Origin of the sequence: Zhouia spongiae (assembly GCF_022760175.1) — a bacterium.
Taxonomy (GTDB): Bacteria; Bacteroidota; Bacteroidia; order Flavobacteriales; family Flavobacteriaceae; genus Zhouia; species Zhouia spongiae.
In genome coordinates this window covers 1577001-1599770 of record NZ_CP094326.1, presented here as the reverse complement: position 1 = coordinate 1599770, position 22770 = coordinate 1577001, and the positions used below count along the sequence as shown (strand labels likewise).

Below are 22770 nucleotides of genomic sequence, written 5' to 3'. Positions count from 1 at the left end.
AGGGTACTTTGGGGCAAACAAAACCAAACAATATGAAACAAAAATTCTTAGCTTCAACTATTTTATTCTTTGTTTCCATCTTCTGTTTATCTGCTCAGGAAGTAGAAGTCTCAGGGGTGGTTACTTCGGCTCAGGATGGCTCACCATTACCTGGGGTCAATATTATTGTGGTGGGGACAACGATAGGTACCCAAACAGATTTTGACGGGAATTACAACATCAGTGTCTCAAAAGGCGAGACACTAAGGTTTTCATTTATCGGGATGAAAACCCAGGAGATAACCGTTACGGGCAATACAAACATCAATGTGCAGTTGCAGGAAGACGCCCAGCAACTTGAAGGGGTTATTGTGACTGCATTAGGTATTTCCAAAGAGAAAAAAGCATTAACCTACTCTGCCCAGGAAGTTGGTGGAGACGAGCTCACCAAAGTAAAGCAAACAAACCCAATAAATAGTTTGTCGGGTAAGTCTGCCGGGTTAACCATTTCTAAAAGTTCATCGGGATTGGGGGGTGCAGTAAAGGTTGTTTTAAGGGGTAATGCCTCTACCACAAACAACGACCCTCTTTATGTAATTGACGGGGTTCCCATATTAAACAACGGTAACGGGGCCAATGGTTCTGAACCGGGAACGGATATTTTCGGTAGCCAGACCGGAAACCGCGATGGTGGTGACGCCATGTCGTTAATAAACCCGGATGACATTGAAAGCATGACTATCTTAAAAGGAGCCTCTGCCTCTGCATTATATGGTAGCCAGGGAGCTAACGGTGTTATTTTAATAACAACCAAAAAAGGTAAAGAAGGCGCCCTTTCGGTAAATTTCAACACAAGCTTTACTGTCGATAACGTTATATCATTACCTGAACTCCAGTCAGAATATCAGTCAGCTTCAGTCGGGCAACCGATAGCAGAAAACGGTCGGGTATCCGATCCTAAATCCTGGGGAGCGAAAGCAAACGGATTAAAAAATGATGCCGATAGTTTTTTCAATACCGGTTACACATCTATCAATGCACTATCATTAACTGCCGGAAATCAAAAGGCACAAACATACTTTTCTTATTCAAACACTTCTGCCAGTGGCGTAATTCCGGAAAACAGACTACTGAGAAATAATATCACATTACGTGAAACTGCTAAGTTCTTAGGTGATAAAATCGATGTTTCCGCCAGTATCAATCTTTCCGATCAACGCATCTGGAACCGGCCTACAAACGGACTTTACTCTAACTCTTTAACCGGACACTATTTAAATCCGGTTGGAATTGATCGTGACATTTATAAAAATAAATTTGAGTATTTTAATGTTGAGGACAATATGATGGATCAGTATGCTTCATCATTCGATGAGAATATTCAACAAAACCCATATTGGTTAACATATCGCAGTCCGAGTAAGGATATTGCTAAACGTGTTCTTGCAAACGTTTCGGTGAAGTACCAGATATCTGAATCTTTTTCACTGCAATCGAGAGGTAGTTTAGACAACTCTTTCTTCACATTTGACAAAAGGCAATATGCCGGTACAGATCCTGTAAACTCTGGTGAAAACGGAAGATATGTATTAGAGAAAACGGAAAATTCTCAACAGTATATCGATCTGATTGCCAATTATTCCGATGACTTATCGGATAACCTATCCATTTCTGCTTTGTTGGGTGCCAGTTTAACCAAATACAGCATCGGGGACAAGGTTTATCTAGATTCTGGAAGAGATGGCCTGGGACTTAACTATCCAAACATTTTCAATATTGCGAATTTCGAAAACACCAATAACATATACCAGTCTGTCGGCAACCGTGAAGTTCAATCCGTATTTGCTTCAGCAAACTTTGACTTTAAAGGTATGTTATTCTTGGATGTTACGGGTAGGGCCGACTGGTCTTCGACACTTGTAAACACGGATTCTGAATCTTTCTTTTATCCATCAGTAGGTTTAACCGGTGTATTAACTGAAATGTTATCATTTCCCGAAGCAGTTTCCTTTGCAAAAATAAGAGCTTCTTATGCGGAGGTTGGTAAAGATATTCCTGTGTATGCTACGATTCCTCTCTATGGAATAAATTCAACAAATACAGGAGTGAGTCCAGCACCTTTTGCTCCTATTGAAGGAGAAACCTTAGAGCCTGAAAGACAAAAATCATTTGAAATTGGTACTGAATGGAACTTCTTTCAAAGAAGGTTAGGTATTGATTTTACATATTATAACACCAAAACGCTTAATCAAATTTTCTTCATTCAGGCAGAACCGAATCCATATGGCTATCCTCAAAACATTGTAAATGCCGGGGAAATAACTAACAACGGATTTGAGGTTGTGTTAAGCGGGAAACCGGTTATGAATGACAATTTTTCCTGGAATACTGCATTTAACTTTGCTCAAAACGACAATAAGGTAAAATCAGTACATCCATCACTTCAAGACGGAGAGGCCATTATTACTGCTCGCGGGGTTAACGGTTATGAGTATTCATTAATTGAAGGAGAAGATTTTGGTAGCATCAAAGCTCGTTCATTAGTACGGGATGAAAACGGAACTCCAATGATTAATTCATCTGGCACGTTAATGTCGACAGATTTTGAAACTGTGGCTCATGCGCAACCGGACTTCACCTTGGGGTGGAACAACACTTTAGACTATAAAAACTGGACTTTCAGTTTCCTTATTGATGGTAAATTCGGAGGAGATGTAATGAGTGTTACAGAAGCTGTTAACGACAAATATGGTGTCTCACAAGCTACTGCTAATGCAAGAAATAGAAATGGGGGGATGATTAATGTTGTTGATGAAAACGGAGCTTCTTCACAGATTACAGCTCAGGAGTATTACAACGCTGTTGGAGGAAGAGACGGTATGCTGGGTGAATATGTGTACGACGCTACAAATGTTAGCTTAAGAGAGCTTTCTGTAGGTTACAGATTAAATATAGAAAACAGTTTTATCCAGAACATGAACTTCTCGTTAATTGCCAACAATCTGTTCTTTTTCTATAAAGACGCTCCATTCGACCCTAACATCGCTGCCAGCACAGGTATCGGGCTACAGGGAGTAGATATTTACAACCAACCTTCTACAAGAAGCATTGGATTAAACATTAACGTAAACTTCTAAGAAAATGAATCATATTTTAAAATACACACTTGCTTCACTTGCTGCTTTCAGTTTAACAAATTGCACTGATAGTTTTGAAGACACTAATACAAATCCTTATGGAATTTCATTAGAAAGCCTGACTCAAAAAAATAATCACATTGGGACCAAATTTGCACCAATGTTTGCCAATATTATTCGTGTTGAACCGGCATGGAATTACCAGTTACAGCAAAACCTGAATGCAGATATATTTTCAGGGTACATGACAGCTCCGACTCCCTTTGCTGGAAATATCAATAATCAAACTTATAGTCTGGTGAATGGATGGAATACCTTTGTATGGATTGATGCTTATGACTCAAGTGCCGGTAACGGGATTATGCCTCATGCTAAAGATATTCACGATATTGTTGAAGCGTCGGGAGATGAAAACGGGGAAAAATTCGTGCACCTTGCAAACATCATCAAGGTAATGGCCATGCATCGTGTTTCTGACGTTTTTGGTCCAATTCGTTACTCCAAATTCAATGATTTTGCTACCTCAGGCGAATACGATTCGCAAGAAACGGCCTATAAAACTTTTTTTGCTGAGTTGGATGCTGCCATATCAGGGCTAGAAGCAGAAACCGAAAGCACTCAATTTGTAGCATTTGACCAATCTTCCTTTCAAGGTGATATTGCCAAATGGCGCATGTTCGCAAACTCATTGCGGTTAAGGCTTGCCATAAGAGTTTCCAAAGTAGATCCTGCTTTGGCAAAATCTGAAGGGGAGAAAGCACTGGCCAGTGCTGCCGGATTGCTTGATACTGAAAATATGCAAGTTGATATGGGCGGTTTTGTACACCCCATCGAAACTATAAGTAATGTATGGGGCGACATTTGCATGAGTGCTGAAATGGAGTCTGTCCTAAAAGGCTTTAACGATGGACGCATAGAAAAATATTTTTCTGCTCCTGAGGACCCTTCGCTAGGTGATTACAAAGGAATCCGTATGGGAATCGAAATTGATGCAAAAACTCAATATGGGAGCCACTCTAAAATAGGTGAAGTCGTTCAGGGAACTTCTAAAGTATGGATGACATCGGCAGAGATTCATTTCTTAAAAGCTGAGGCCGCGTTAAGAAACTGGGCTGGTGCCGGTGACGCAAAGACAAATTATGAGAACGGTGTCAGAGCATCTTTCCAACAACATGGCGTTAGTGGAGTAGATACATATCTTACTGATGCAACAAGCACACCTGCTGATTTTACCGATGCCCTAAACACTGATAACGACTATAGTTATACAAGCGATGTCACCATAGCATACAATGAAGGGGGTAGCCCTGAAGAACAACTGGAGCAAATTATTACTCAGAAATGGATTGCCATGTTTCCTGACGGACAAGAGGCCTGGAGTGAATTCAGGAGAACCGGATACCCCAGAGTATTTCCTGTTGTCATCAATAATAGTGGCGGTACTATTGATACAGATATCCAGGTTCGTCGTATCAACTTTGTCGATAGTGAAAAGAACACCAATGGTTCCAATGTAGATATTGCCATCTCCTATCTAAAAGGGCCTGACAACGGAGGGACTCGCTTATGGTGGGATACAGGCAATGGAAATTTTTAATTTAATCTGGTTTTAGTTTTTAGAAAAAACAGTGAAGAGGTAGGCTGTTCAGCTTGCCTCTGTTTTTTAAAAGAAAAATCATTTTCCCAGAGACACATCTGATATATTACAAAACACCTTACTATTTATGAAAAAGTATTTCTTATTCTTTTTAGTACTTATTATTACTGTTCTTTCAACTATATCATGTAACAACGATGAGAATACTATTGTTGTCGATAGCATTGAAATCACTCCTAAACCAAAGTCCATTCAGCTTAAAGAAGGATACTTTTTATTATCTAGTAAAACTTCCATCCAGGCCTCAGAAGAAAAGATCAATCCGTTAATCAACCATTTTAAAGATCAGCTTAATGAACTATACAAGCTTAGCTTAAATACACACAAATCTAACAACACTATACAGTTAACCATCAATGATTCTTTAAATCTTAATGAAGAAGGTTATGAGCTTAACATCACCCAAAATAATATTACTGTTACCGGTAAAAGTTTAAAAGGAGTTTTTTATGGATTACAATCGTTACTCCAGCTCTTACCTGTTAACCCTTCAATTGAAGGTAAAAACCCCGTTTCATACAAAATAACCAATGCTCAGATTACCGATGAGCCTAAATTCGGATGGAGAGGTTTAATGCTGGATGTTTCCAGGCATTTTTATTCAGCAGATTTTATCAAAAAACACTTAAACATCTTATCGATGTTTAAGATCAACAAATTTCACTGGCATTTAACCGATGACCAGGGGTGGCGAATGGAGATCAAGTCATATCCTAAATTAACTGAAATCGGATCCAAGAGAAAAGCTGATAACGGATCGATATATAAAGGATTTTACACCCAGGAAGAAATTAAAGAAGTAGTGGCATATGCTAAAGAACGATTTATTGATGTGATTCCGGAATTTGATATTCCGGGACATATGATGGCCGCGCTTGCGGCTTATCCAGAATTGGCATGCACAGCAAAATTATATGAAGTAAGAACCCTTTGGGGGGTAGAGACTAATATTTTGTGTGCAGGCAATGAAAGCACATACACCTTCATCGAGCAGATCATTGATGAAATGACCTCCCTGTTTCCGTATGAATACTACCATATGGGAGGCGATGAAACTCCTAAAGACAAATGGAAGGTCTGTGCCAAATGTCAAAGCAAGATAAAAAGCGAAAGTTTAAAGGACACACATGAGTTACAAAGTTATTTGATGGCATATGCGGAAAAAATACTAAATAACCACAATAAAAAAATGATCGGATGGGATGAAATTCTGGAAGGAGGCATAACGCCAACTACAAATATTATGTCGTGGCAGGGAGAAGAAGGCGGTATAAAAGCTGCTAATGCCGGCCATGATGTTATCATGACCCCCTCAAAACATTTGTACCTTAACTTTTATCAAGGCGACTTAAATGTGGAACCAATGGCTTTTGGAGGGTATGTGCCGCTCAAGAAAGTGTATGACTATAACCCGGTTCCTAAAGAAATAGAAAAAAACAAGCAAAAGCACATACTCGGAGCACAGGCCAATGTATGGACCGAGTATGTTACGGAAGATAATATGCTGGAATATCTTTTCTACCCCCGGGCAATAGCTTTAGCAGAGACCTTATGGTCGGAGGGCAAGAATTACGATGATTTTCTGGACAGGCTAACTGATTTATATCCAAAGTTAGATTTATTAGATCTCAATTATCACATCCCGTTAGCTGAAGGACCCGAAACCAAGGTTATAAAGTTCATCGACAGTATCACGATTCCGCTCAAGACGACCCATCCCGTTAAAGTAGTTTATACTACAGACAGTACAGATCCGAATACGAACAGCAAAGTTTACGAACATCCTTTAACATTTAAAAAGAATACTGTCTTAAAGGTTGCTTCTGTTTTACCTCATGGAAAAATGAGTCTCATTAATGAATTTAACATCATTAAAACTACATATAAAGAGCCTCTCGACACTTTAAAAACAGGAAAAGGACTTAAGATAAAAGTTGCTAAAGGGTTCTTTCAGAATATTGAAGATCTAAAATCCGGGGTGTTCAGGGATTCCGGAACCATAGAAAACATTAAAGATTCTAATAAAACTTTTTACTGGGGACATGAAATTGATTCCTCGAACTTTAAAGCTGTAATTATTGAAGGATTCGTAGAAATACCCAAAAAGGGTTCTTATACATTTTCAGGTTTACAAGACAAAGTATGGATATCAGACAGTTTAATCATAGATAACGGAAAAAGCATCAGAAAACACCCAAAACAGGGTATGATCGCACTGGAAAAGGGATTACACAAATTAAAAATTCTATACCTGAACAATATCAGAAAAGGATGGGCCACTGATTGGAATTCCGTAGCGTTATTGTTCAGGGCACATGATGATGATACTACCTATTACAAAATAAAGCCCAACATGCTTTATCATTAGTTAGTTGTTTAGTTTTAGAGACAGGGCAACGTTTAATGCTGCCCTTTCTCCAAAACTAACCCCAATTACTTACCGAGCATCAAAAGCTCAACGCAATTGATTTCGGTAACGTAGCGTTTTACACCGTCCTTATCTTCATAACTTCTGGATGATAGTTTACCTTCAACAGCCACTTCGCTTCCCTTGTTCAGATACTTTTCTATGATTTCTGCTATTTTACCCCAGGCCACAATATGGTGCCACTGAGTTTCTTTTATTACTTCTCCTTTCGAGTTCCTGTATTTTTCGTTTGTAGCTATAGAAAACTTTGCCAATTTCTTTCCGCTTTCCATGTTTACGATCTCAGGGGCGTTCCCCAGATTCCCGATAAGCTGTACTTTATTTCTTAATGAATTCATGATGAAAAAATTTAAATTGATAAATAGATTTTTGATTTTGATATTGCAAATTTGAATTCATCACCAGAATTTACCCGTATAATAAGTAGTTACTTTCGTTTATATTCGATTGTAAACGTTTGTAGTCGTTTATAATTAGTATTTTTTTTTGTACTTTTAGAACCCCCTTAAACCTTGAAAGAATGATTATTAATTTAAAAAAAGAGATCTGGAAAGACCTTAGTAAGGACGCCTGGAAAGATAATGAGCAATACAAGGTCTCAAATTACGGTAGGATTATAAGCTACAAAGCAGATCCGGACGGAAAACTTTTAGACCCGGGTAAAGTAGGTGGATATCCGGCTACAACAGCTATCAAAAAAGATGGAAAGAATGAAATCATCTTTATCCATAGGGCTGTGGCCGAATTATTTATCGAAAATCCGGAAAGCAAAAAGTTTGTTATTCACAGAGATTTTGTAAAAGACAACAACTTTGTTGAAAATCTAGAGTGGGCAACTCAAAAAGAACTGACAAGTCACAACAGTAAAAACCCTAAAGTTATTGCTGCTAAAGAACGTCAGAAAACAAAGCCTACATACAGTAAACTCAATGAAGCCAAAGTCAGGCTGATCAAAAGAAAAATAAACGACCCTAATCGTAGAACTCGATTAAGACTTATTGCAAAACAATTTGGCATTTCTGAGATGCAACTGTACCGGATAAAATCGGGTGAAAACTGGGGTCATGTAGAACCATGACTAAATGAAACTTATTAGTACTTCCTTACTGTGCCTGATAAGCCTTTTTGCTACAGCGCAAACGGCAAACACTTTATCTGTCGATGATGATCACATATCAAAGGAAGCCGGTATCGAACAGCTTTCATGGCTTGAAGGATACTGGCAGGGCAATGCGCTTGGAGGTACTGCAGAAGAAATCTGGAGCGCCCCGGCGGGGCGTTCCATGATGTTTTCTTTTAAACTTACCGTCGAAGGTGAAGTGCTTTTTTATGAAATCGGCTATATCAAAGAAAAAAACAATTCCCTGATTCTTCAGCTAAAACATTTTGACAAGAATCTTCATGGCTGGGAAGAAAAAGAAGAAACCATTGATTTTAAGTTTATAGCGATTAAGGGGCATAAAGTTTTTTTTGACGGATTGACATTTGAGAGGCTCAACGACAATCAAATGACCGTATATGTTGCCTCTAAAAATAAAGACGGCAGTCTCCATGAACTTGTGTTTAATTACAAAAGAAGATAACATGGAAGAAAAACTTTGTCTCGAATGTAATACCAGGATCAATGGAAGAGCCGACAAAAAGTTTTGCAATGATTACTGCAGAAACGCATATAACAATCGTTTAAACAAAAAAAGCAAGAACCTTATACGGAATGTCAACAACCGGCTCAAAAAAAACTATCGGATACTGGAAGAATTAAATCCAAACGGAAAAAGGAAAACTACAAAAACCGTTTTGGCAGACAAGGGTTTCGATTTTGAACTAATAACCAATTTATATCACACAAAAAACGGCACCACATATTATTTCATTTACGACCTGGGATACCTTCCTCTTGAAAACGATTTTTATGTATTAGTTAAAAAATAACGCCTATATGAATTTCCTACCAATTTTGGCCACTTAAGCGCAAGGCTGCTTTTACAATATCCTTTCTACTGATTTGTCCGACAAGCTTACCATCCTCTACTACAGGTAAACGTCGCCTGTTATTTTTATAGAACTTAGAAGCTGCATCAAAAATACTGACATCATGACCTATAGTGTCTACTTCCTTGGTCATAAAATGCTCTACATTCTTCTCCAGAATCGGCATGTTAAAATACCGGCTCTCCGATATCTGTTTCATACAATCGGCTTCTGATATTATACCGATCAAATGCCCCATTTCATTTACTACAGGCCCCCCGGAAATACGATGTTTAATAAAAAGCTCCATAACCTCTAAAATGGACTGATCTGGTTTGAACGTGATCAGGTTCTTAGTCATATAATCTTCAACTAAAATAGGTGCTTTATACTCTTTTTTCACCTCTTCTCTCGGCCCTTGAAAACTCTTTATCCCCATAGTACTACATTTTTAGTTTGCTTACTTTTCTAAATTTACTGAATTTTAACGTATTATATTAATAAAACTTATTCAAACCTCAAAATTTCGCTATTTTTATAAAAAAACCACATGAAGAACTTTTCAGCCTTCCTATCCTTCTTCTTTATTTTAACAGCCGTATACTGGAGTTTTTATTCACTGATGCCTCAGCATATTTCAAAGTCTACAATTTCTGAGAACCGTTTTTCTACCGAACGGGCCTTGTCGCATGTACTTCAGATCTCAAAAGAGCCTCATTTTGTAGGGGCAAAAGACCATTCTGTGGTCAGGGATTATCTGGTATCTGAACTAAAAAAGATCGGGCTTCAGGTTGAGCTTCAGGAAGGATATACAGGTGGCGACTGGGGAAACCTGAGTAAGGCTGTTAATATAGTTTCGAAAATTGAAGGGACGGGCAACGGCAAATCATTGGTATTGATGACGCATTACGACAGTAATCCGCACTCATCATTGGGAGCCAGTGATGCAGGAAGTGGCGTTGCGACCATCCTTGAAGGCATCAGGGCATTTCTATCAACCGGTAAAAAACCGGTTAATGATATTATTATACTTTTTACAGATGCGGAAGAACTCGGCTTAAACGGTGCTCAACTTTTTGTAAATGAACATCCGTGGACTCAGCATATCGGCCTTATATTAAATTTTGAAGCGAGAGGCAGCGGAGGGCCGAGCTATATGCTTATGGAGACTAACGGCAGTAACTCGACTCTTGTTGAACAATTTATAGCAGCCAACCCCGAGTACCCTGTAGCCAACTCACTGGCTTACAGCATTTATAAAAAACTGCCTAACGATACCGATTTAACGGTTTTCAGGGAAGATGCAGATATTGACGGTTTCAATTTCGCCTTTATTGACGATCATTTTGATTACCACACGGCAATGGACAACTACGAACGTTTAAACCGAAATACCCTGGAACACCAGGGAAGCTACCTGATGCCGTTACTTCACTATTTTAGTGAATACAACCTGAGCAACCTTAAATCAGATACCGATTATATATTCTTCAATGTACCTTTTTTTAAAATGGTCTCATACCCATTCGGCTGGATCCTCCCAATGCTTGTTCTTTCTGTTATAGCTTTTCTAATTATCATTATTTCAGGGGTCCGGAACAAAAAACTTGACTTTAAAGAAATTGGCCTCGGATTCCTGGCATTTATACCCGCTATGATCATTTCGGGTGCGATCGGTTTTTATTCATGGCCTGCGCTAAAAGCATTATACCCGCAATACAATGACATCCTTCACGGGTTCACTTATAATGGCCATCTATATATTGCCTTTTTTAGTTTTTTATCAGTCTCCATCTGTTTTTGTATATACAGCAGGCTTAAAAAAGCAAAACCTGTTAACCTTTTGATCGCTCCCATTACGATATGGCTGGTCATTTGCACATATGTGGCTTTCAATCTTGAAGGTGCCAGTTTTTTTATTATTCCTGTGATCGCTGCTCTTGTATCCTTGCTTCTCTTGACCCGCCAGGAAACCCCCAACATTATACTATTGACCTTCTTAGGGCTTCCGGCAATCTTCATTCTGATTCCGTTCATACAAATGTTCCCGGTGGCATTAGGCCTGAAAATCATGGTTGCAACAACACTCCTTACTACATTGGTTTTTGGCTTGCTCCTCTCGACCATTGGCTTTTACAGCCAGAAGAAAACGTTGGCTGTTCTTTTCTTTATAACCGCTGTTTTTTGTTTCGGAAAGGCTCATTTCAGATCAGGTTTTACCGAAAGCAGACCTAACCCTACAAGCCTCGTATACCTGCTTGATGCAGACAACAACAAAGCCAGCTGGAACACCTACAACAAGGTTTTAGATGAATGGACATCGAAGTATATTTCACAGGAAAAAACCGAATCGCATGAAAAAAATCATTTTAGCAGCAAATACAAAACCGGGTTTACCTATACACAGGATGCGCCGCTTAAAAACATCCAGACACCTGATATCAGCATAAAAAGCGATACCATTATCAATTCTGAACGGCATATTAAACTATGTATCACTCCTCACAGAAATGTAAACAGACTGGAATTATTTTCTGCAAACAAATTTCTTAAATGCAGTGCTAACGGTGTTATATTTAACAAAAGTTATCTTGAAAACAGGGATGAAAGGCTTTTAACACATTATGTCAGCAACAACGAGGATACAGAATTGGACCTGGTAGTAAAGGCAAATGAAAGTATTGAAATCTTAATTTATGAATCTTCCAACGACCTTCTTGACAACCCGGCATTTGATGTGCCTCAGAGAGCCTCTAATGCTATCCCGATGCCTTTTGTTCTGAATGACGCTGTAATAGTTAAAAAAACGATTAAAATTGAATAATAATATTGCCATTATTGGCTGCGGATGGCTGGGCCGTCCGTTAGCCGGACATTTAATAAAGAAAGGATTTCACATTAAGGGTTCCACCACTTCTGAAGAAAAACTATCAGTTCTCAGAGCCGAAGGCGTCGATCCATATAAAATCACCTTATACGAAAACAGCATCAAAGGAAATATACATGGGCTCCTTAGTGATACTGATACCGCAATTATTAACATCCCTCCCAAACTCCGCAGAAATAATGCCGAGAATTATGTTTCTAAAATAAGAACTCTTGTTTATGAATTAGAGAAAGCTAACATCAAGAACCTGCTTTTTGTCAGCAGTACAACTGTTTATTCTAATAATAACCGGATCATCACAGAAGAAAGTCCCCGGACCGCAAACAGTAAAAGCGGTAAACAATTAAAAGAAATTGAAGACTTTTTAACGAATAACAACAACCTGAACACAACCATATTAAGGTTTAGCGGTTTAATCGGTAATGACCGTAATCCTGTTACTTACCTGTCCGGAAAAAAGTATATCGCCAACCCTAATGCCCCCGTCAATCTTGTGCATCTGGATGATTGCATCCTCATCATTGAGCGAATTGTCTCCGGACAAATCTGGAATGAATCGTTTAATGTTGCAAGCCCTTCTCATCCTTCAAAAGAAAATTATTATACACAAGAAGCAAACAAAAGAAATATTACCCCCCCCGGGTTTAACCACGAGAAAGCATCAGAAGGAAAAATAATATCTTCTGATAAATTGATCAGGACGTTAAATTATCAGTTCATTACTGAATTATAAAGCTTTAGGTTATCTTTAAGCAATTAATCCAAATATTTTAATAGTTTTGGAAGCCGATTAAAAAAACAGAATTCATTAATCAATATTAGTAAAATGAAAAGATTATTATTAGTCTTATTTGCAGGGGCCGGCTGTTTAAGCGTTACTGCACAATCCAACTCAGGTTTGAAAGCTCACTATGAAGCTTATTATAAGCAAATGAAGAAGCAAGGCGATATGAGAGGAGCCATTAATGCACTTACACACCTTAACGTATTAGCTCCTGATCAGGCAAGAATAGACACACTTGCTTATTATTATGCAAATAGCGGACAAAACTTACAGGCTATAAAACTACTGGGAGCTGAAAAAGACACACAGGCATCAGACCTGGCCGTGGAGGTGAAGGCCGCAGCCCTGAAAGCTGCAAACCAACCACAGTTAGCTGTTCAGCAATACGATATATTATTTGGCAGGAAAGCCGATGTTTACCTGGCTTACGAACTTTTAGACCTTAACCTGCAAATTGGAAAAACTGCTGAGGCCAAGACTTATCTGGATTATGGAATTACTCATGCTAAAGACGATGAGATGTTGCCTTTTTACCAAAGTAATCCACCGTATCAGGTTCCGATAAAGGCTGCTTTTATGTATCAAAAAGGTTTATACCAATACAACGAAGATAAAACTCAGATAGATACTGCTATAGCCACCATAGATGAGGCCATCACCATGGCTCCTAATTTTTCGTTGGCAAAGCAAATAAAAGAACTTCTTGTAAAACAAAAAGAAGCTCCTGCTGAAGAAAATACCGATACAGACAAGCAATAATTATTTTCAATCATAAAAAGGAGGCCGTCTAAAAAACATTAGACGGCCTCTTTTAGTTTGAATTTTTACCAGATTTTAACTCTCTTTTCCGGTTCAAGGTACATCTCGTCATTTTCTGTAATATCGAAGGCTTCGTAAAAAGCATCAATGTTTAATAAAGGCTGTGTCGCTCTGTATCGTCCCGGTGAATGCGGATCTGTTTTCACCTGGTTCTTTAATGCTTCGTCTCTCGACTTCGTTCTCCAGACGGTAGCCCACGACATAAAGAGGCGTTGTTCCGGCGTATATCCGTCGATTTCTCCCGGATTGCCGTTCTCCTTTAAATGAATCTGAAGCCCGTCGTATGCAGCATTAACTCCTCCCAGGTCTCCGATATTTTCACCAAGGGTAAATTTACCATTGATATGAACCCCCGGCAACACTTCTATTTTGCTATACTGTGCAGCCAGTGAATCACCCAGCCTGTTGAATTCTTCCAGGTCCTTGTCGGTCCACCAGTTTACCAGGTTTCCATCTGCATCATAATCGGCACCACTATCATCAAAACCATGTGATATCTCGTGTCCGATCACAGCTCCTATCCCGCCATAATTAACCGCGGCATCGGCTGTAAAATTGAAAAATGGCGGCTGAAGGATCGCTGCAGGAAAAACGATCTCATTATACGAAGGGTTGTAGTATGCATTCACGACCTGAGGAGCCATAAACCACTCTGTCTTATCTACCGGTTTCCCTAACTTGGCTATGTCTTCTTTAAATCTCCATTCGGCAACATTTAACATGTTTTGCAGGTACGACCCTCCATTTTCGGTACTCCTGACTTCCAAATCCGAATAATCTTTCCATTGATCGGGATAACCGACCTTTATGGTTGTCTTGGTTAACTTCTCAATAGCCTTTTCTTTCGTATCCGCATCCATCCATGGCAGTGCATTAATACGGGCTTTATATGCCTTTATGATGTTTTGAATCATTTCAACTGCTTGTGCTTTTGCTTCAGGAGGGAATACTTTTTCAACATATAATTTCCCCAAAGCCTCACCCAAAGTCCAGTTTATATTTTGCAACGCTCTTTCATCTCTTGCTCTCTGTGCCTGAGCCCCCCTCAAAGTCTTACTGTAAAACTCCCAGTTAGCATACTCAATATCTGTTGTAAGCATTCCGGCAGCTCCATTTAAAGCATTCCATCTCAGGTAAGCTTTTATGTCTTCGAGGTTATCTTGCGAAATCGTATTTGACAAAGATTTAAAGTAATCTAATTGTGAAATATTCACGGTATCGACAGCAGACGCACCGATTCCATCCAAGTAATTTTTCCAATTAACGGATGGAGTCATTTTCTGAAGGTCTTCTATGGCTGTAGGGTTGTATGTTAAACCAGGATCCCTTCGCTGTACCTTATCCAGTCTTGGCACAGCCAGTTTAGTTTCAAAAGCAAGTACCTGCTTTGCTTCTTCAGCAGCCGCTTCTTCTTCATAACCTATGAATTGAAGCATCTTTGTTATGTGTTTCACATATTTTTCCCTGAGGTTTTTCGAATCCTCATCGTCAAGCATATAATAGTCCCTGTCAGGAAGCCCTAAAGCCCCGACCCCGATAGAAGCCCTGTTCTTATTACTGTCTTTAGCATCGGCTCCCACTCCAAAACCAAAAAGACCTGCACCGCCTTTCGGTTCCATTTCGATTAAAAAAGCTTGCAGTCCGTTTACATCTGTTATGGCATTGATCTTCTCCAGATACGGATTTAGCGGGGCAACTCCCTGCTCGTTTCTTGAAACCGTATCCATAATGGTTTGAAATAAAAAAACTGCTTTTGCCTGATCGGAATTCGGATCCAGGTTCTGGTCGCTTACTGCTTCCTTGAGAATGTTAAGCGCATCTTCGTCTGTTTTCTGCCGAAGTTCATAAAAACTCCCCCATGATGCTCTACTGGCAGGAATCTCGGTATTATCGACCCATTTTCCGTTCACATAACGGAAAAAATCGTTCTTAGGGCTTACCGTGGTATCCATCAACTCCAGGTTAATCCCCGGAATCTTCTCCACTAAAGCCGATTCTTCTTTTTTGGCATCGGTTTTACATGCCAAAACAGTTGCAACGGAAACTGCTCCCAATGCAACAGGTTTTAATACTTTCAATTTCATTTTTAGATGATTAGATTTTAGTCTACTGCAATGTAAACAAAAACCCAATCTGTAAAGGCATGGAGGTGAAGATTAACAGTAATTTATAAGGACTTTTCTGTCTTTATGCTTTACTGCTTTAAACGCTCAATCAAATTATTATCGAAGTCCTGCTTTATATCGACCAATTCATCAACATTTTCATTGGGTACAGCAATAGAAAGCACATAATGAGCTATTTTCCACCGGCCTCCTATCTTTTTCAACACACCTGAACCCCTGCATATCTTCATTTGGGTATCCAACAACTCATCAAACCAGGCCAACTTCCCGGCTTTATCTATATAAACATTTCTTTCCAATGCTATAAAACTCCATGCTTTTCCTCTGTCGAAATAAGGCTTGGCAAACTTTTTAAAAGCATCCAACTGCCAGTTTTCAGTAGCGTCAGTTCCGATAAAAACCGCGTCATCTGACATTATTGAAAAGTAATCATTAAAATTGGCTTCGGCTGCAGCCAGATGCCAGGCATCTACTTGCTTATTTATAAGCTCTTTTTCTTTTACAGAATCTTGAGCAAACATAACTAACGGCAATAATAAAAACAGTACTTTAATTATTTTGATCATCTTTATTTTGTTCAATTTCGTTGTCAATTGAGTCGATTGTCCTAAGGACTTTTTCGTATTCTTTTTCCCTGTATGTTTCTTTTATCTGGGATTTTAACTCATTGTAAGCCGTAACAACTTTTATTTGCAAATCGTTTAACTCTTCATATATCCCTGGATCATCTGATATTGACCTGGCTTTATATATAAATGTTCTTAGTACCAGAAGCCTGCTTTTTATTGCCGGAATATTAATCTTTTCAGGAAACTCAGACGTATCGAGTTCCTTCATTAATCTGATTAATTCGTCTAAGGATAATGACAAATTATCGGCCCTCAATTTTTGAAACTTGAGCATTTCTTCATTAAAAACCGTCCATTCATTCCACTCAGCCAGCTGCTCTGAAACGGCATCATCAACATTTGTTACTTCAGGAACTGTTTTTTGCCGAGTTGCTTCTTTTTCAACAACCTCATTTGCTTCCTGGTTTCTTTTGCCATCACCACATGATACCATCAGCAAATAAGATATGAGTACTATTACGAGGTTCTTATTCATAAATGCGAATATAGTATATTTTTAAACTTCACCACTAAACGTCAAAAGAAATCAAACGTTAGTTTATTTCTTTCGTATAATTTCTTTTTAACACATTCACTATACAGATTTTCAAAAAATAGTGTTATAATCTGATTGTATTAATTAAATTTGCGTTCGGATTTAAAACACAACACATAATGCCAAATATTCTGATTATTGGTGCTTGCGGGCAAATTGGGTCTGAATTAACAATAGCCCTGAGAGATAAATATGGAAATGATGCTGTAATTGCCTCGGATATTAGAGAAGGAAGTCAGGAGCTCATGGAGTCGGGCCCTTTTGAAATCTTAGATGCAACAGACAGTAAAGCCATCGCACACGTTGTAGAAAAACATAATATTTCGGATGTTTACCTTATGGCTGCCATGCTTTCGGCCGTTGCCGAAAAAAATCCGTTAAAGGCATGGGACCTAAACATGAATTCGCTGCTTCATGTCTTGAATCTGGCCCGGGATAAAAAAATCAATAAAATTTTCTGGCCAAGTTCGATAGCCGTATTCGGGCCTACTACGCCTAAAAACAACACACCTCAACGAACCATTATGGAACCAAGCACTGTATACGGAATCAGTAAACAGGCAGGCGAACGTTGGTGTGAATATTACTTCAACAGATACAGTGTTGATGTAAGGAGTATCAGGTATCCCGGATTGATCAGCTATAAAACACTGCCCGGTGGAGGAACTACAGATTATGCAGTAGATATTTATCATAAAGCCATAACCGATGGTACATACACCAGCTTTTTAAACAAAGGCACATTCCTGCCTATGATGTATATGGACGATGCCATTAATGCCACTATTAATATCATGGATGCTGACACCAAAGACATAAAAATCAGGTCTTCGTATAATTTAAGCGGTATTAGTTTTGCTCCTGAGGATGTAGCTTCCAGTATTCAAAATCACATTTCTGATTTTACCTTAACCTTCAACCCTGACTTCAGACAAGATATTGCAGACACCTGGCCTAACAGTGTAAACGATACTGACGCTCAGAATGACTGGGGATGGAGCAGTAAAATATCTCTGGACGAAATGACTGAGATCATGCTTAAGAACTTAAAATCGTATTACAAGAAAGAATCTTTGTAGTCTAATCAAAGAATACAACAAGCCAGCGCTCTCCGGATGAAGTAACTTTTAGTCAGGGGAGCGTTTTTCTTTTGACTACAAGACAGTAATCATCTTCTAGCAGTATCATTCCACAACAACACAGCTATAGCTTTAAGAGACTTTTCATATGAGTATAACACCCTTTAAAGCTATTATACATCTAGTATAAATAAACCACACAGTAATATTAATCCTATAAATGTTCTTTTGTTGTAATTAATCACATCAAACAGCCTTCTACATATAAATTTTAGTTAAAGCTTGAACAGGAACCGCACTTTAGCAAAATTTATTTCTATTCTTGTACTTTCAATTTCTTTTGTGAAAACTTGTAAAAGATATATCGCTTATTTCTGTCTGGTCTTTTTTATCAGTATAAAACTGACCGGGTTGCATGCATTGACTCACGACAGTAATGAATCTCACAATGATTGTGAAGTCTGTGAATATGTAATCACTTCAAATGCGATACCATTCGTCACTGATGAACAGGTTTTACCTGAACAGCCTGATCGATATTTATTCAGTGAAGAAATTTTTTGTGAGTATTCATACCGGTTTTCACAAGATCAAACAGACAACCACCTCTTTTGCAGACCTCCACCAACTCCTGCATAAGTCTTCTGTACTAATTATTTAAAACATGGCTGTCTGGGCTAACTAACTCCCGGCAGTACATATACATGTATAGCATTGTTGCTATGCACACCTATTATTAATTTACTAAACTTTTCAACTTTACATTATGATTACTACAAAAAGCATCACCAAAAAATATGGTGATTTTACGGCTGTGAACAATTTATCCTTTAATGTAGGAGCCGGGGAAATTCTATGTCTTTTAGGAGCAAACGGCGCAGGAAAATCGACCACGATCAACATGTTGCTGAATTTTATCCAACCCACTTCGGGAGTTGCTGAAATTAACGGCCTGGACGTTGTACAAAACCCTATCAAAACCAAAGGGATGTTAACGTACATTCCTGAAAACTTAATGCTATATCCCACATTAAATGCCATTGAAAACATTTGATACGGAAAACATTTGATACGGAAATTTTAAAATCGTACTTAACCGAAGCGGGGCTCCAGGAAGAAGCGCATGAAAAGCGTGTGAAAAAATTCTCTAAAGGGATGCGGCAAAAAGTGGGTATTGCATTAGCTATAGCCAAAGAATCGAAAGTCTTGTTACTAGATGAACCAACGTCCGGACTAGATCCTAAATCAAGCAATGAATTTATGGCCTTGCTCACTAAAATGAAGAACAATGGCGTAGCGATTCTGATGGCTACCCACGATTTATTCAGGGCTAAAGAAGTGAGTACACACATCGGAATTATGCGTTCCGGAGTTTTACAGAACTATTCTAATTCTAAAGATGTTTCGCTAAAGGAGCTTGAAACCATCTATCTTGACATCATGAACTTTAAAAATGTCTCTTAAAATGAAAAATATAATTTTTAAAGAACTCAAGGAGCTAACGAGAGATGGCCGCTTTAAGATAGCGACGGGCATTTTATTGATCCTATTGTTTGTTGCTGCCATTACCGGCATCAACCAATATCAAAAAAACAATCAACAGTATATAGAATCGGTTGATAAGGAACGTACAATCTGGGAAACACAAGACGAGAAAAATCCGCATTCGGCGGCACATTATGGCACTTATGCTTTTAAACCCTTATTTGCTTTATCGCTTTTTGATTATGGAGTTACCAAATACACCGGAAATTCTATTTTCCTGGAAGCACACAACAGAAACGAAGCTTCGTTTAGCGAAGCTAGTGATCAAACCAGTTTGGCTCGTTTTGGAACACTCTCGATCAATTTCGTATTGATTTATTTGTTTCCGCTGATCATTATTTTAATCGGGTACAATTCCTACACCAAAGAATTCGAACATCAAACCTTTAAACTATTAAAAAGTCAGGGGGTACATCCTGTAAAACTGGCCTTAGGCAAATGGCTGGCAACTTTTATTCCGGTTTTCATCCTTACAGTAGTTATTTTTTTGGCAACCGGACTTGTATTAAGCAGTTTAGATGGCTTGGCTTTCTTTAGCTGGACCAGCTTACTGGTACTCTTTGTCTCCTATTCGTTTTATTATTTAATCATCACCACGGTTACGGTCTTAATCTCCATGTGGAGTAAATCTTCAGGGATGTCTCTTGTAAGTAGTCTGGGCGTTTGGATTATTTTTAGTTTTATTACTCCGAAGATAGCAACCAATTTTGCAAATACAAGCTATCCTTATCCTTCAAAATCTGAGTTCAGCTCGCGTATTTCCGAAGACAAAAAAAACGGGTTGGACGGGCATAATCCCTGGAACGAAGCCGCTAAGAAATTGGAAGAAGAAACCTTAAAAAAGTATGGGGTCGACAGCCTCAGCCAGCTACCATTTAATTACGCAGGCTATCGCATGCAAAAGGGCGAGGAACACGAGGCCAAGATTTATGAAAAACATTACAACATCTTAAATGAAATAGCGGTAAACCAAAACAACACCTATAAAAGCCTATCTTTTATATCGCCATTCATCCCTGTACGCTTTTTATCGATGGACATTACTCATACAAGCGATAATTTACATTGGAAGTTTACCAAAGCGGCTGAAAAATATCGTATTGAAAAGCAAAAGTTTCTAAACTATGACATCAAGGATAATGCAAAAAAAGGTGAGTCTGGTTATAAAATGAGTTCCGAAAAGTTTAAAAAACTTCCAAAATTCAATTTTATCCCTCCTAAACTACCCCAGGTTTTAAAGGAAAACATGCAAAATTTATTGTTCTTGGCATTATGGTTTGCCTTGCCATTTGCAGGTTTAATAATCACCTCAAAAAAAATATAAGTTATGTTTACTAACAATTTATTATACGAAATTAAATTATTGATAAGAAGCAACTGGCTGGCGGTCTTGCTCATTAGTATTGGTTTATTATTTACGTTTGCAACCTTTAACGGAACAAAAAACATAACGAAAAGGCTTAACGACATTTCAACAGTTCAAGAGGAGCTGTATAAAAAGGACAGCTCGATGCTGGCTGCACTGACAAAGATTGAAAACGGGGAAAAAACAGATATCCCTTATTGGCAACAACCTACCGAACCGATGACAATCGGATACCGTCATCCACGTTTGACAATTATGCATCCCGAAACTTTATCATTTATTTCAACGGGGCAAAGTGATATGTACACACACTTTAAAAGTCCCACTGTGTATGGAAATAATTTTGCCTTGGATTATTCTGAAATGGTGAACCCTATACAGCTATTATTCGGAAATTTCGATTTGTCTTTTGTAATCATCTACATCTTACCTTTACTTGTCATCGCCTTTACTTTTAATATCTTATCTAAAGAAAAAGAACTGGGAACGTTGAGATTATTGGGAGCACAACCTATATCGATCATTCGCTGGCTATTACAAAAAATGATGATACGGTATATTGTATTTACAGTAATTACGCTGGTAACATTACTCATAACAATTTCCGTTTTTTCTATAGGTGCATTTACCGATACCGCTAATTTAGCGGGTCTACTCCTGATTGTATCCGGTTATATCCTGTTTTGGTTTATAGTAGCCTGTATTGTAAACATCAGGGTTAATAACTCTGCTAAAAACGCCCTTACTTTAATTGGCGTATGGTTATTGATAGTAATGGTATTACCTGCAACTATCAACCAGATAGGGAACTCATTATATCCAACGCCTTCGCGTTTAAAAATGATTAATGAAATTCGTTTGATAAAGAAAGAAAATGAGGAAAAGCAAAACAAAATCATGGATGAATATTTACGTAATCATCCGGAGCTAGCCCAGGGAAACAACGAACAAAAGTTCGGCTTCTGGCATAATTATTTTGCTTCTGAAAAAGTAATGGAAGAAAAAACAAAACCTCTCGTAGCCGAATACGATCTGCAACTAAAAAAGCAACAAGGTCTGATAAGCATGTTCAAGTATGTTTCACCGGCAATTTTAATGCAACAGTCATTAAACAATATTGCAGGAACATCAGAAAAACATTATAACGACTATAAAAAACAAGTTTTTGAATTTTCCGGAGAATGGAGAAACTACCTGGTTCCGATGTTATTCAAAGAACAAAAGTTTAGCACAAAAAACTATCACGAACTCCCAAAGTTTATATACAAAAACAGAATTGAAAATGAGGTTTTGCTAAACTTGTTAGCCATCGTTGCAATCAGTTTATTGATTTTCTTTGTATTGATCGGGAAGAACCTTAAAGACAAATCTGCCCAAACAATATCAATATAAATAAGTATTCTGAATGTAATCATACAACTTATTATACCGGTGCTTTTAATAACCCTATATTCTTCTAAAAAAGCGCCGGTATAAACATATAGTTTAGACCTACTAACAGCGGATTATTGTCACAGAAGAAAAGCTGTAGCTATCAGGAGTAAGGTCCATCAACCGATGTACGCCTTACTTCTTTTTTATTTTACAAATTAAGACGGCATATTGCTAATATGTTGATTTGTATAAAAAGGTTAAGCAGAAGCCCTTATACATCTCATGCTACCCGGGCATATACGGTAACAAAAAAAGCTCCGAATTTCTTCGAAGCTTTTTGCGGTCTGGACGGGATTCGAACCCGCGACCCCATGCGTGACAGGCATGTATTCTAACCAGCTGAACTACCAGACCTGCATTTCATTTATGCGGCTGCAAATATACATTTCATTTT

At 38.3% G+C, this 22770-nt stretch carries 19 protein-coding genes and 1 tRNA gene; 14 read left to right on the top strand and 6 right to left on the bottom strand.

Annotation, left to right across the window (positions count from 1 at the left end):
* Positions 1-32: 32 nt before the first annotated feature.
* The 3 genes from MQE36_RS06965 (at position 33) to MQE36_RS06955 (ending at position 7141) form a co-directional block, all read left to right on the top strand.
* Positions 33-3116: a SusC/RagA family TonB-linked outer membrane protein gene (locus tag MQE36_RS06965; protein WP_242938444.1), complete on the top strand. Its 3084-nt coding sequence runs from the start codon at positions 33-35 to the stop codon at positions 3114-3116.
* A gap of 4 nt (positions 3117-3120) precedes the next feature.
* Positions 3121-4713 (top strand): RagB/SusD family nutrient uptake outer membrane protein, encoded by a 1593-nt coding sequence (locus MQE36_RS06960; RefSeq protein WP_242938443.1) that lies wholly within the window; start codon positions 3121-3123, stop codon positions 4711-4713.
* Positions 4714-4840: 127 nt separating this feature from the next.
* The gene (locus MQE36_RS06955) at positions 4841-7141 is read left to right on the top strand and encodes a family 20 glycosylhydrolase (RefSeq protein ID WP_242938442.1); all 2301 of its coding nucleotides are present in this window, start codon (positions 4841-4843) and stop codon (positions 7139-7141) included.
* A gap of 65 nt (positions 7142-7206) precedes the next feature.
* On the opposite strand, the gene MQE36_RS06950 is transcribed toward MQE36_RS06955, so the two are convergent.
* A complete protein-coding gene (locus MQE36_RS06950) occupies positions 7207-7539 on the bottom strand; it encodes a single-stranded DNA-binding protein (RefSeq protein WP_242938441.1) in 333 nt (110 codons plus the stop codon).
* Positions 7540-7721: 182 nt separating this feature from the next.
* On the opposite strand from MQE36_RS06950, the gene MQE36_RS06945 reads away from it, so the two are divergent.
* The 3 genes from MQE36_RS06945 to MQE36_RS06935 are packed head-to-tail and all read left to right on the top strand — an operon-like array spanning position 7722 to position 9133.
* The gene (locus MQE36_RS06945; protein ID WP_242938440.1) at positions 7722-8279 is read left to right on the top strand and encodes an NUMOD4 domain-containing protein; all 558 of its coding nucleotides are present in this window, start codon (positions 7722-7724) and stop codon (positions 8277-8279) included.
* A 4-nt stretch (positions 8280-8283) separates the two neighbouring features.
* On the top strand, positions 8284-8784 hold the full coding sequence (locus tag MQE36_RS06940) for a DUF6265 family protein (protein WP_242938439.1): 501 nt from the start codon (positions 8284-8286) through the stop codon (positions 8782-8784).
* A 1-nt stretch (position 8785) separates the two neighbouring features.
* Positions 8786-9133, top strand: a complete 348-nt coding sequence (locus MQE36_RS06935; RefSeq protein ID WP_242938438.1) for a hypothetical protein — start codon at positions 8786-8788, stop codon at positions 9131-9133.
* 16 nt (positions 9134-9149) lie between these two features.
* Here MQE36_RS06935 and MQE36_RS06930 read toward each other — a convergent pair whose 3' ends face one another.
* Positions 9150-9611 carry a CBS domain-containing protein gene (locus MQE36_RS06930; RefSeq protein WP_242938437.1) on the bottom strand — a complete coding sequence of 154 codons (462 nt, stop codon included), beginning with the start codon at positions 9609-9611 and terminating at the stop codon, positions 9150-9152.
* A 111-nt stretch (positions 9612-9722) separates the two neighbouring features.
* Between MQE36_RS06930 and MQE36_RS06925 the strand changes: the two genes are divergently transcribed.
* The 3 genes from MQE36_RS06925 to MQE36_RS06915 all read left to right on the top strand — a co-directional run bounded on the left by MQE36_RS06925 (position 9723) and on the right by MQE36_RS06915 (position 13602).
* Entirely contained in the window at positions 9723-11996 is a 2274-nt protein-coding gene (locus MQE36_RS06925; protein ID WP_242938436.1) for a M28 family peptidase, read from the top strand.
* Positions 11989-12792 (top strand): NAD(P)H-binding protein, encoded by an 804-nt coding sequence (locus tag MQE36_RS06920; RefSeq protein ID WP_242938435.1) that lies wholly within the window; start codon positions 11989-11991, stop codon positions 12790-12792. The genes MQE36_RS06925 and MQE36_RS06920 overlap by 8 nt, the downstream gene beginning before the upstream one ends.
* 93 nt (positions 12793-12885) lie before the next feature.
* Positions 12886-13602, top strand: coding sequence for a hypothetical protein (locus tag MQE36_RS06915; RefSeq protein ID WP_242938434.1), 717 nt, complete (start codon positions 12886-12888; stop codon positions 13600-13602).
* A 65-nt stretch (positions 13603-13667) separates the two neighbouring features.
* Here the strand turns inward: MQE36_RS06915 and MQE36_RS06910 are convergent, their stop codons facing one another.
* From MQE36_RS06910 to MQE36_RS06900, 3 genes are all read right to left on the bottom strand, one after another.
* Entirely contained in the window at positions 13668-15746 is a 2079-nt protein-coding gene (locus MQE36_RS06910; RefSeq protein WP_242938433.1) for a M13 family metallopeptidase, read from the bottom strand.
* A gap of 110 nt (positions 15747-15856) precedes the next feature.
* Positions 15857-16354, bottom strand: a complete 498-nt coding sequence (locus MQE36_RS06905) for a nuclear transport factor 2 family protein (RefSeq protein WP_242938432.1) — start codon at positions 16352-16354, stop codon at positions 15857-15859.
* A complete protein-coding gene (locus tag MQE36_RS06900) occupies positions 16338-16892 on the bottom strand; it encodes a hypothetical protein (RefSeq protein ID WP_242938431.1) in 555 nt (184 codons plus the stop codon). Before MQE36_RS06900 ends, MQE36_RS06905 begins: the two co-directional genes overlap by 17 nt.
* 176 nt (positions 16893-17068) lie before the next feature.
* Between MQE36_RS06900 and MQE36_RS06895 the strand changes: the two genes are divergently transcribed.
* The 5 genes from MQE36_RS06895 (at position 17069) to MQE36_RS06875 (ending at position 22334) form a co-directional block, all read left to right on the top strand.
* Positions 17069-18031: an NAD-dependent epimerase/dehydratase family protein gene (locus MQE36_RS06895; RefSeq protein ID WP_242938823.1), complete on the top strand. Its 963-nt coding sequence runs from the start codon at positions 17069-17071 to the stop codon at positions 18029-18031.
* A gap of 766 nt (positions 18032-18797) precedes the next feature.
* Entirely contained in the window at positions 18798-19085 is a 288-nt protein-coding gene (locus MQE36_RS06890) for an ATP-binding cassette domain-containing protein (RefSeq protein ID WP_278286642.1), read from the top strand.
* Positions 19082-19495, top strand: coding sequence for an AAA family ATPase (locus tag MQE36_RS06885; RefSeq protein ID WP_278286641.1), 414 nt, complete (start codon positions 19082-19084; stop codon positions 19493-19495). The genes MQE36_RS06890 and MQE36_RS06885 overlap by 4 nt, the downstream gene beginning before the upstream one ends.
* Before the next feature lies 1 nt (position 19496).
* Positions 19497-20900, top strand: a complete 1404-nt coding sequence (locus MQE36_RS06880) for a DUF3526 domain-containing protein (protein WP_242938430.1) — start codon at positions 19497-19499, stop codon at positions 20898-20900.
* Between the two features lie 3 nt (positions 20901-20903).
* Positions 20904-22334, top strand: coding sequence for a DUF3526 domain-containing protein (locus MQE36_RS06875; RefSeq protein ID WP_242938429.1), 1431 nt, complete (start codon positions 20904-20906; stop codon positions 22332-22334).
* Between the two features lie 322 nt (positions 22335-22656).
* On the opposite strand, the gene MQE36_RS06870 is transcribed toward MQE36_RS06875, so the two are convergent.
* Positions 22657-22730 (bottom strand) — tRNA-Asp (locus MQE36_RS06870).
* Between the last annotated feature and the right edge of the window lie 40 nt (positions 22731-22770).

Coding starts and splice junctions, on each gene's coding strand:
- MQE36_RS06965 (WP_242938444.1), top strand. CDS start 33: ATGAAACAAAAATTCTTAGCTTCAACTATTTTATTCTTTGTTTCCATC.
- MQE36_RS06960 (WP_242938443.1), top strand. CDS start 3,121: ATGAATCATATTTTAAAATACACACTTGCTTCACTTGCTGCTTTCAGT.
- MQE36_RS06955 (WP_242938442.1), top strand. CDS start 4,841: ATGAAAAAGTATTTCTTATTCTTTTTAGTACTTATTATTACTGTTCTT.
- MQE36_RS06950 (WP_242938441.1), bottom strand. CDS start 7,539: ATGAATTCATTAAGAAATAAAGTACAGCTTATCGGGAATCTGGGGAAC.
- MQE36_RS06945 (WP_242938440.1), top strand. CDS start 7,722: ATGATTATTAATTTAAAAAAAGAGATCTGGAAAGACCTTAGTAAGGAC.
- MQE36_RS06940 (WP_242938439.1), top strand. CDS start 8,284: ATGAAACTTATTAGTACTTCCTTACTGTGCCTGATAAGCCTTTTTGCT.
- MQE36_RS06935 (WP_242938438.1), top strand. CDS start 8,786: ATGGAAGAAAAACTTTGTCTCGAATGTAATACCAGGATCAATGGAAGA.
- MQE36_RS06930 (WP_242938437.1), bottom strand. CDS start 9,611: ATGGGGATAAAGAGTTTTCAAGGGCCGAGAGAAGAGGTGAAAAAAGAG.
- MQE36_RS06925 (WP_242938436.1), top strand. CDS start 9,723: ATGAAGAACTTTTCAGCCTTCCTATCCTTCTTCTTTATTTTAACAGCC.
- MQE36_RS06915 (WP_242938434.1), top strand. CDS start 12,886: ATGAAAAGATTATTATTAGTCTTATTTGCAGGGGCCGGCTGTTTAAGC.
- MQE36_RS06910 (WP_242938433.1), bottom strand. CDS start 15,746: ATGAAATTGAAAGTATTAAAACCTGTTGCATTGGGAGCAGTTTCCGTT.
- MQE36_RS06905 (WP_242938432.1), bottom strand. CDS start 16,354: ATGATCAAAATAATTAAAGTACTGTTTTTATTATTGCCGTTAGTTATG.
- MQE36_RS06900 (WP_242938431.1), bottom strand. CDS start 16,892: ATGAATAAGAACCTCGTAATAGTACTCATATCTTATTTGCTGATGGTA.
- MQE36_RS06890 (WP_278286642.1), top strand. CDS start 18,798: ATGATTACTACAAAAAGCATCACCAAAAAATATGGTGATTTTACGGCT.
- MQE36_RS06880 (WP_242938430.1), top strand. CDS start 19,497: ATGAAAAATATAATTTTTAAAGAACTCAAGGAGCTAACGAGAGATGGC.
- MQE36_RS06875 (WP_242938429.1), top strand. CDS start 20,904: ATGTTTACTAACAATTTATTATACGAAATTAAATTATTGATAAGAAGC.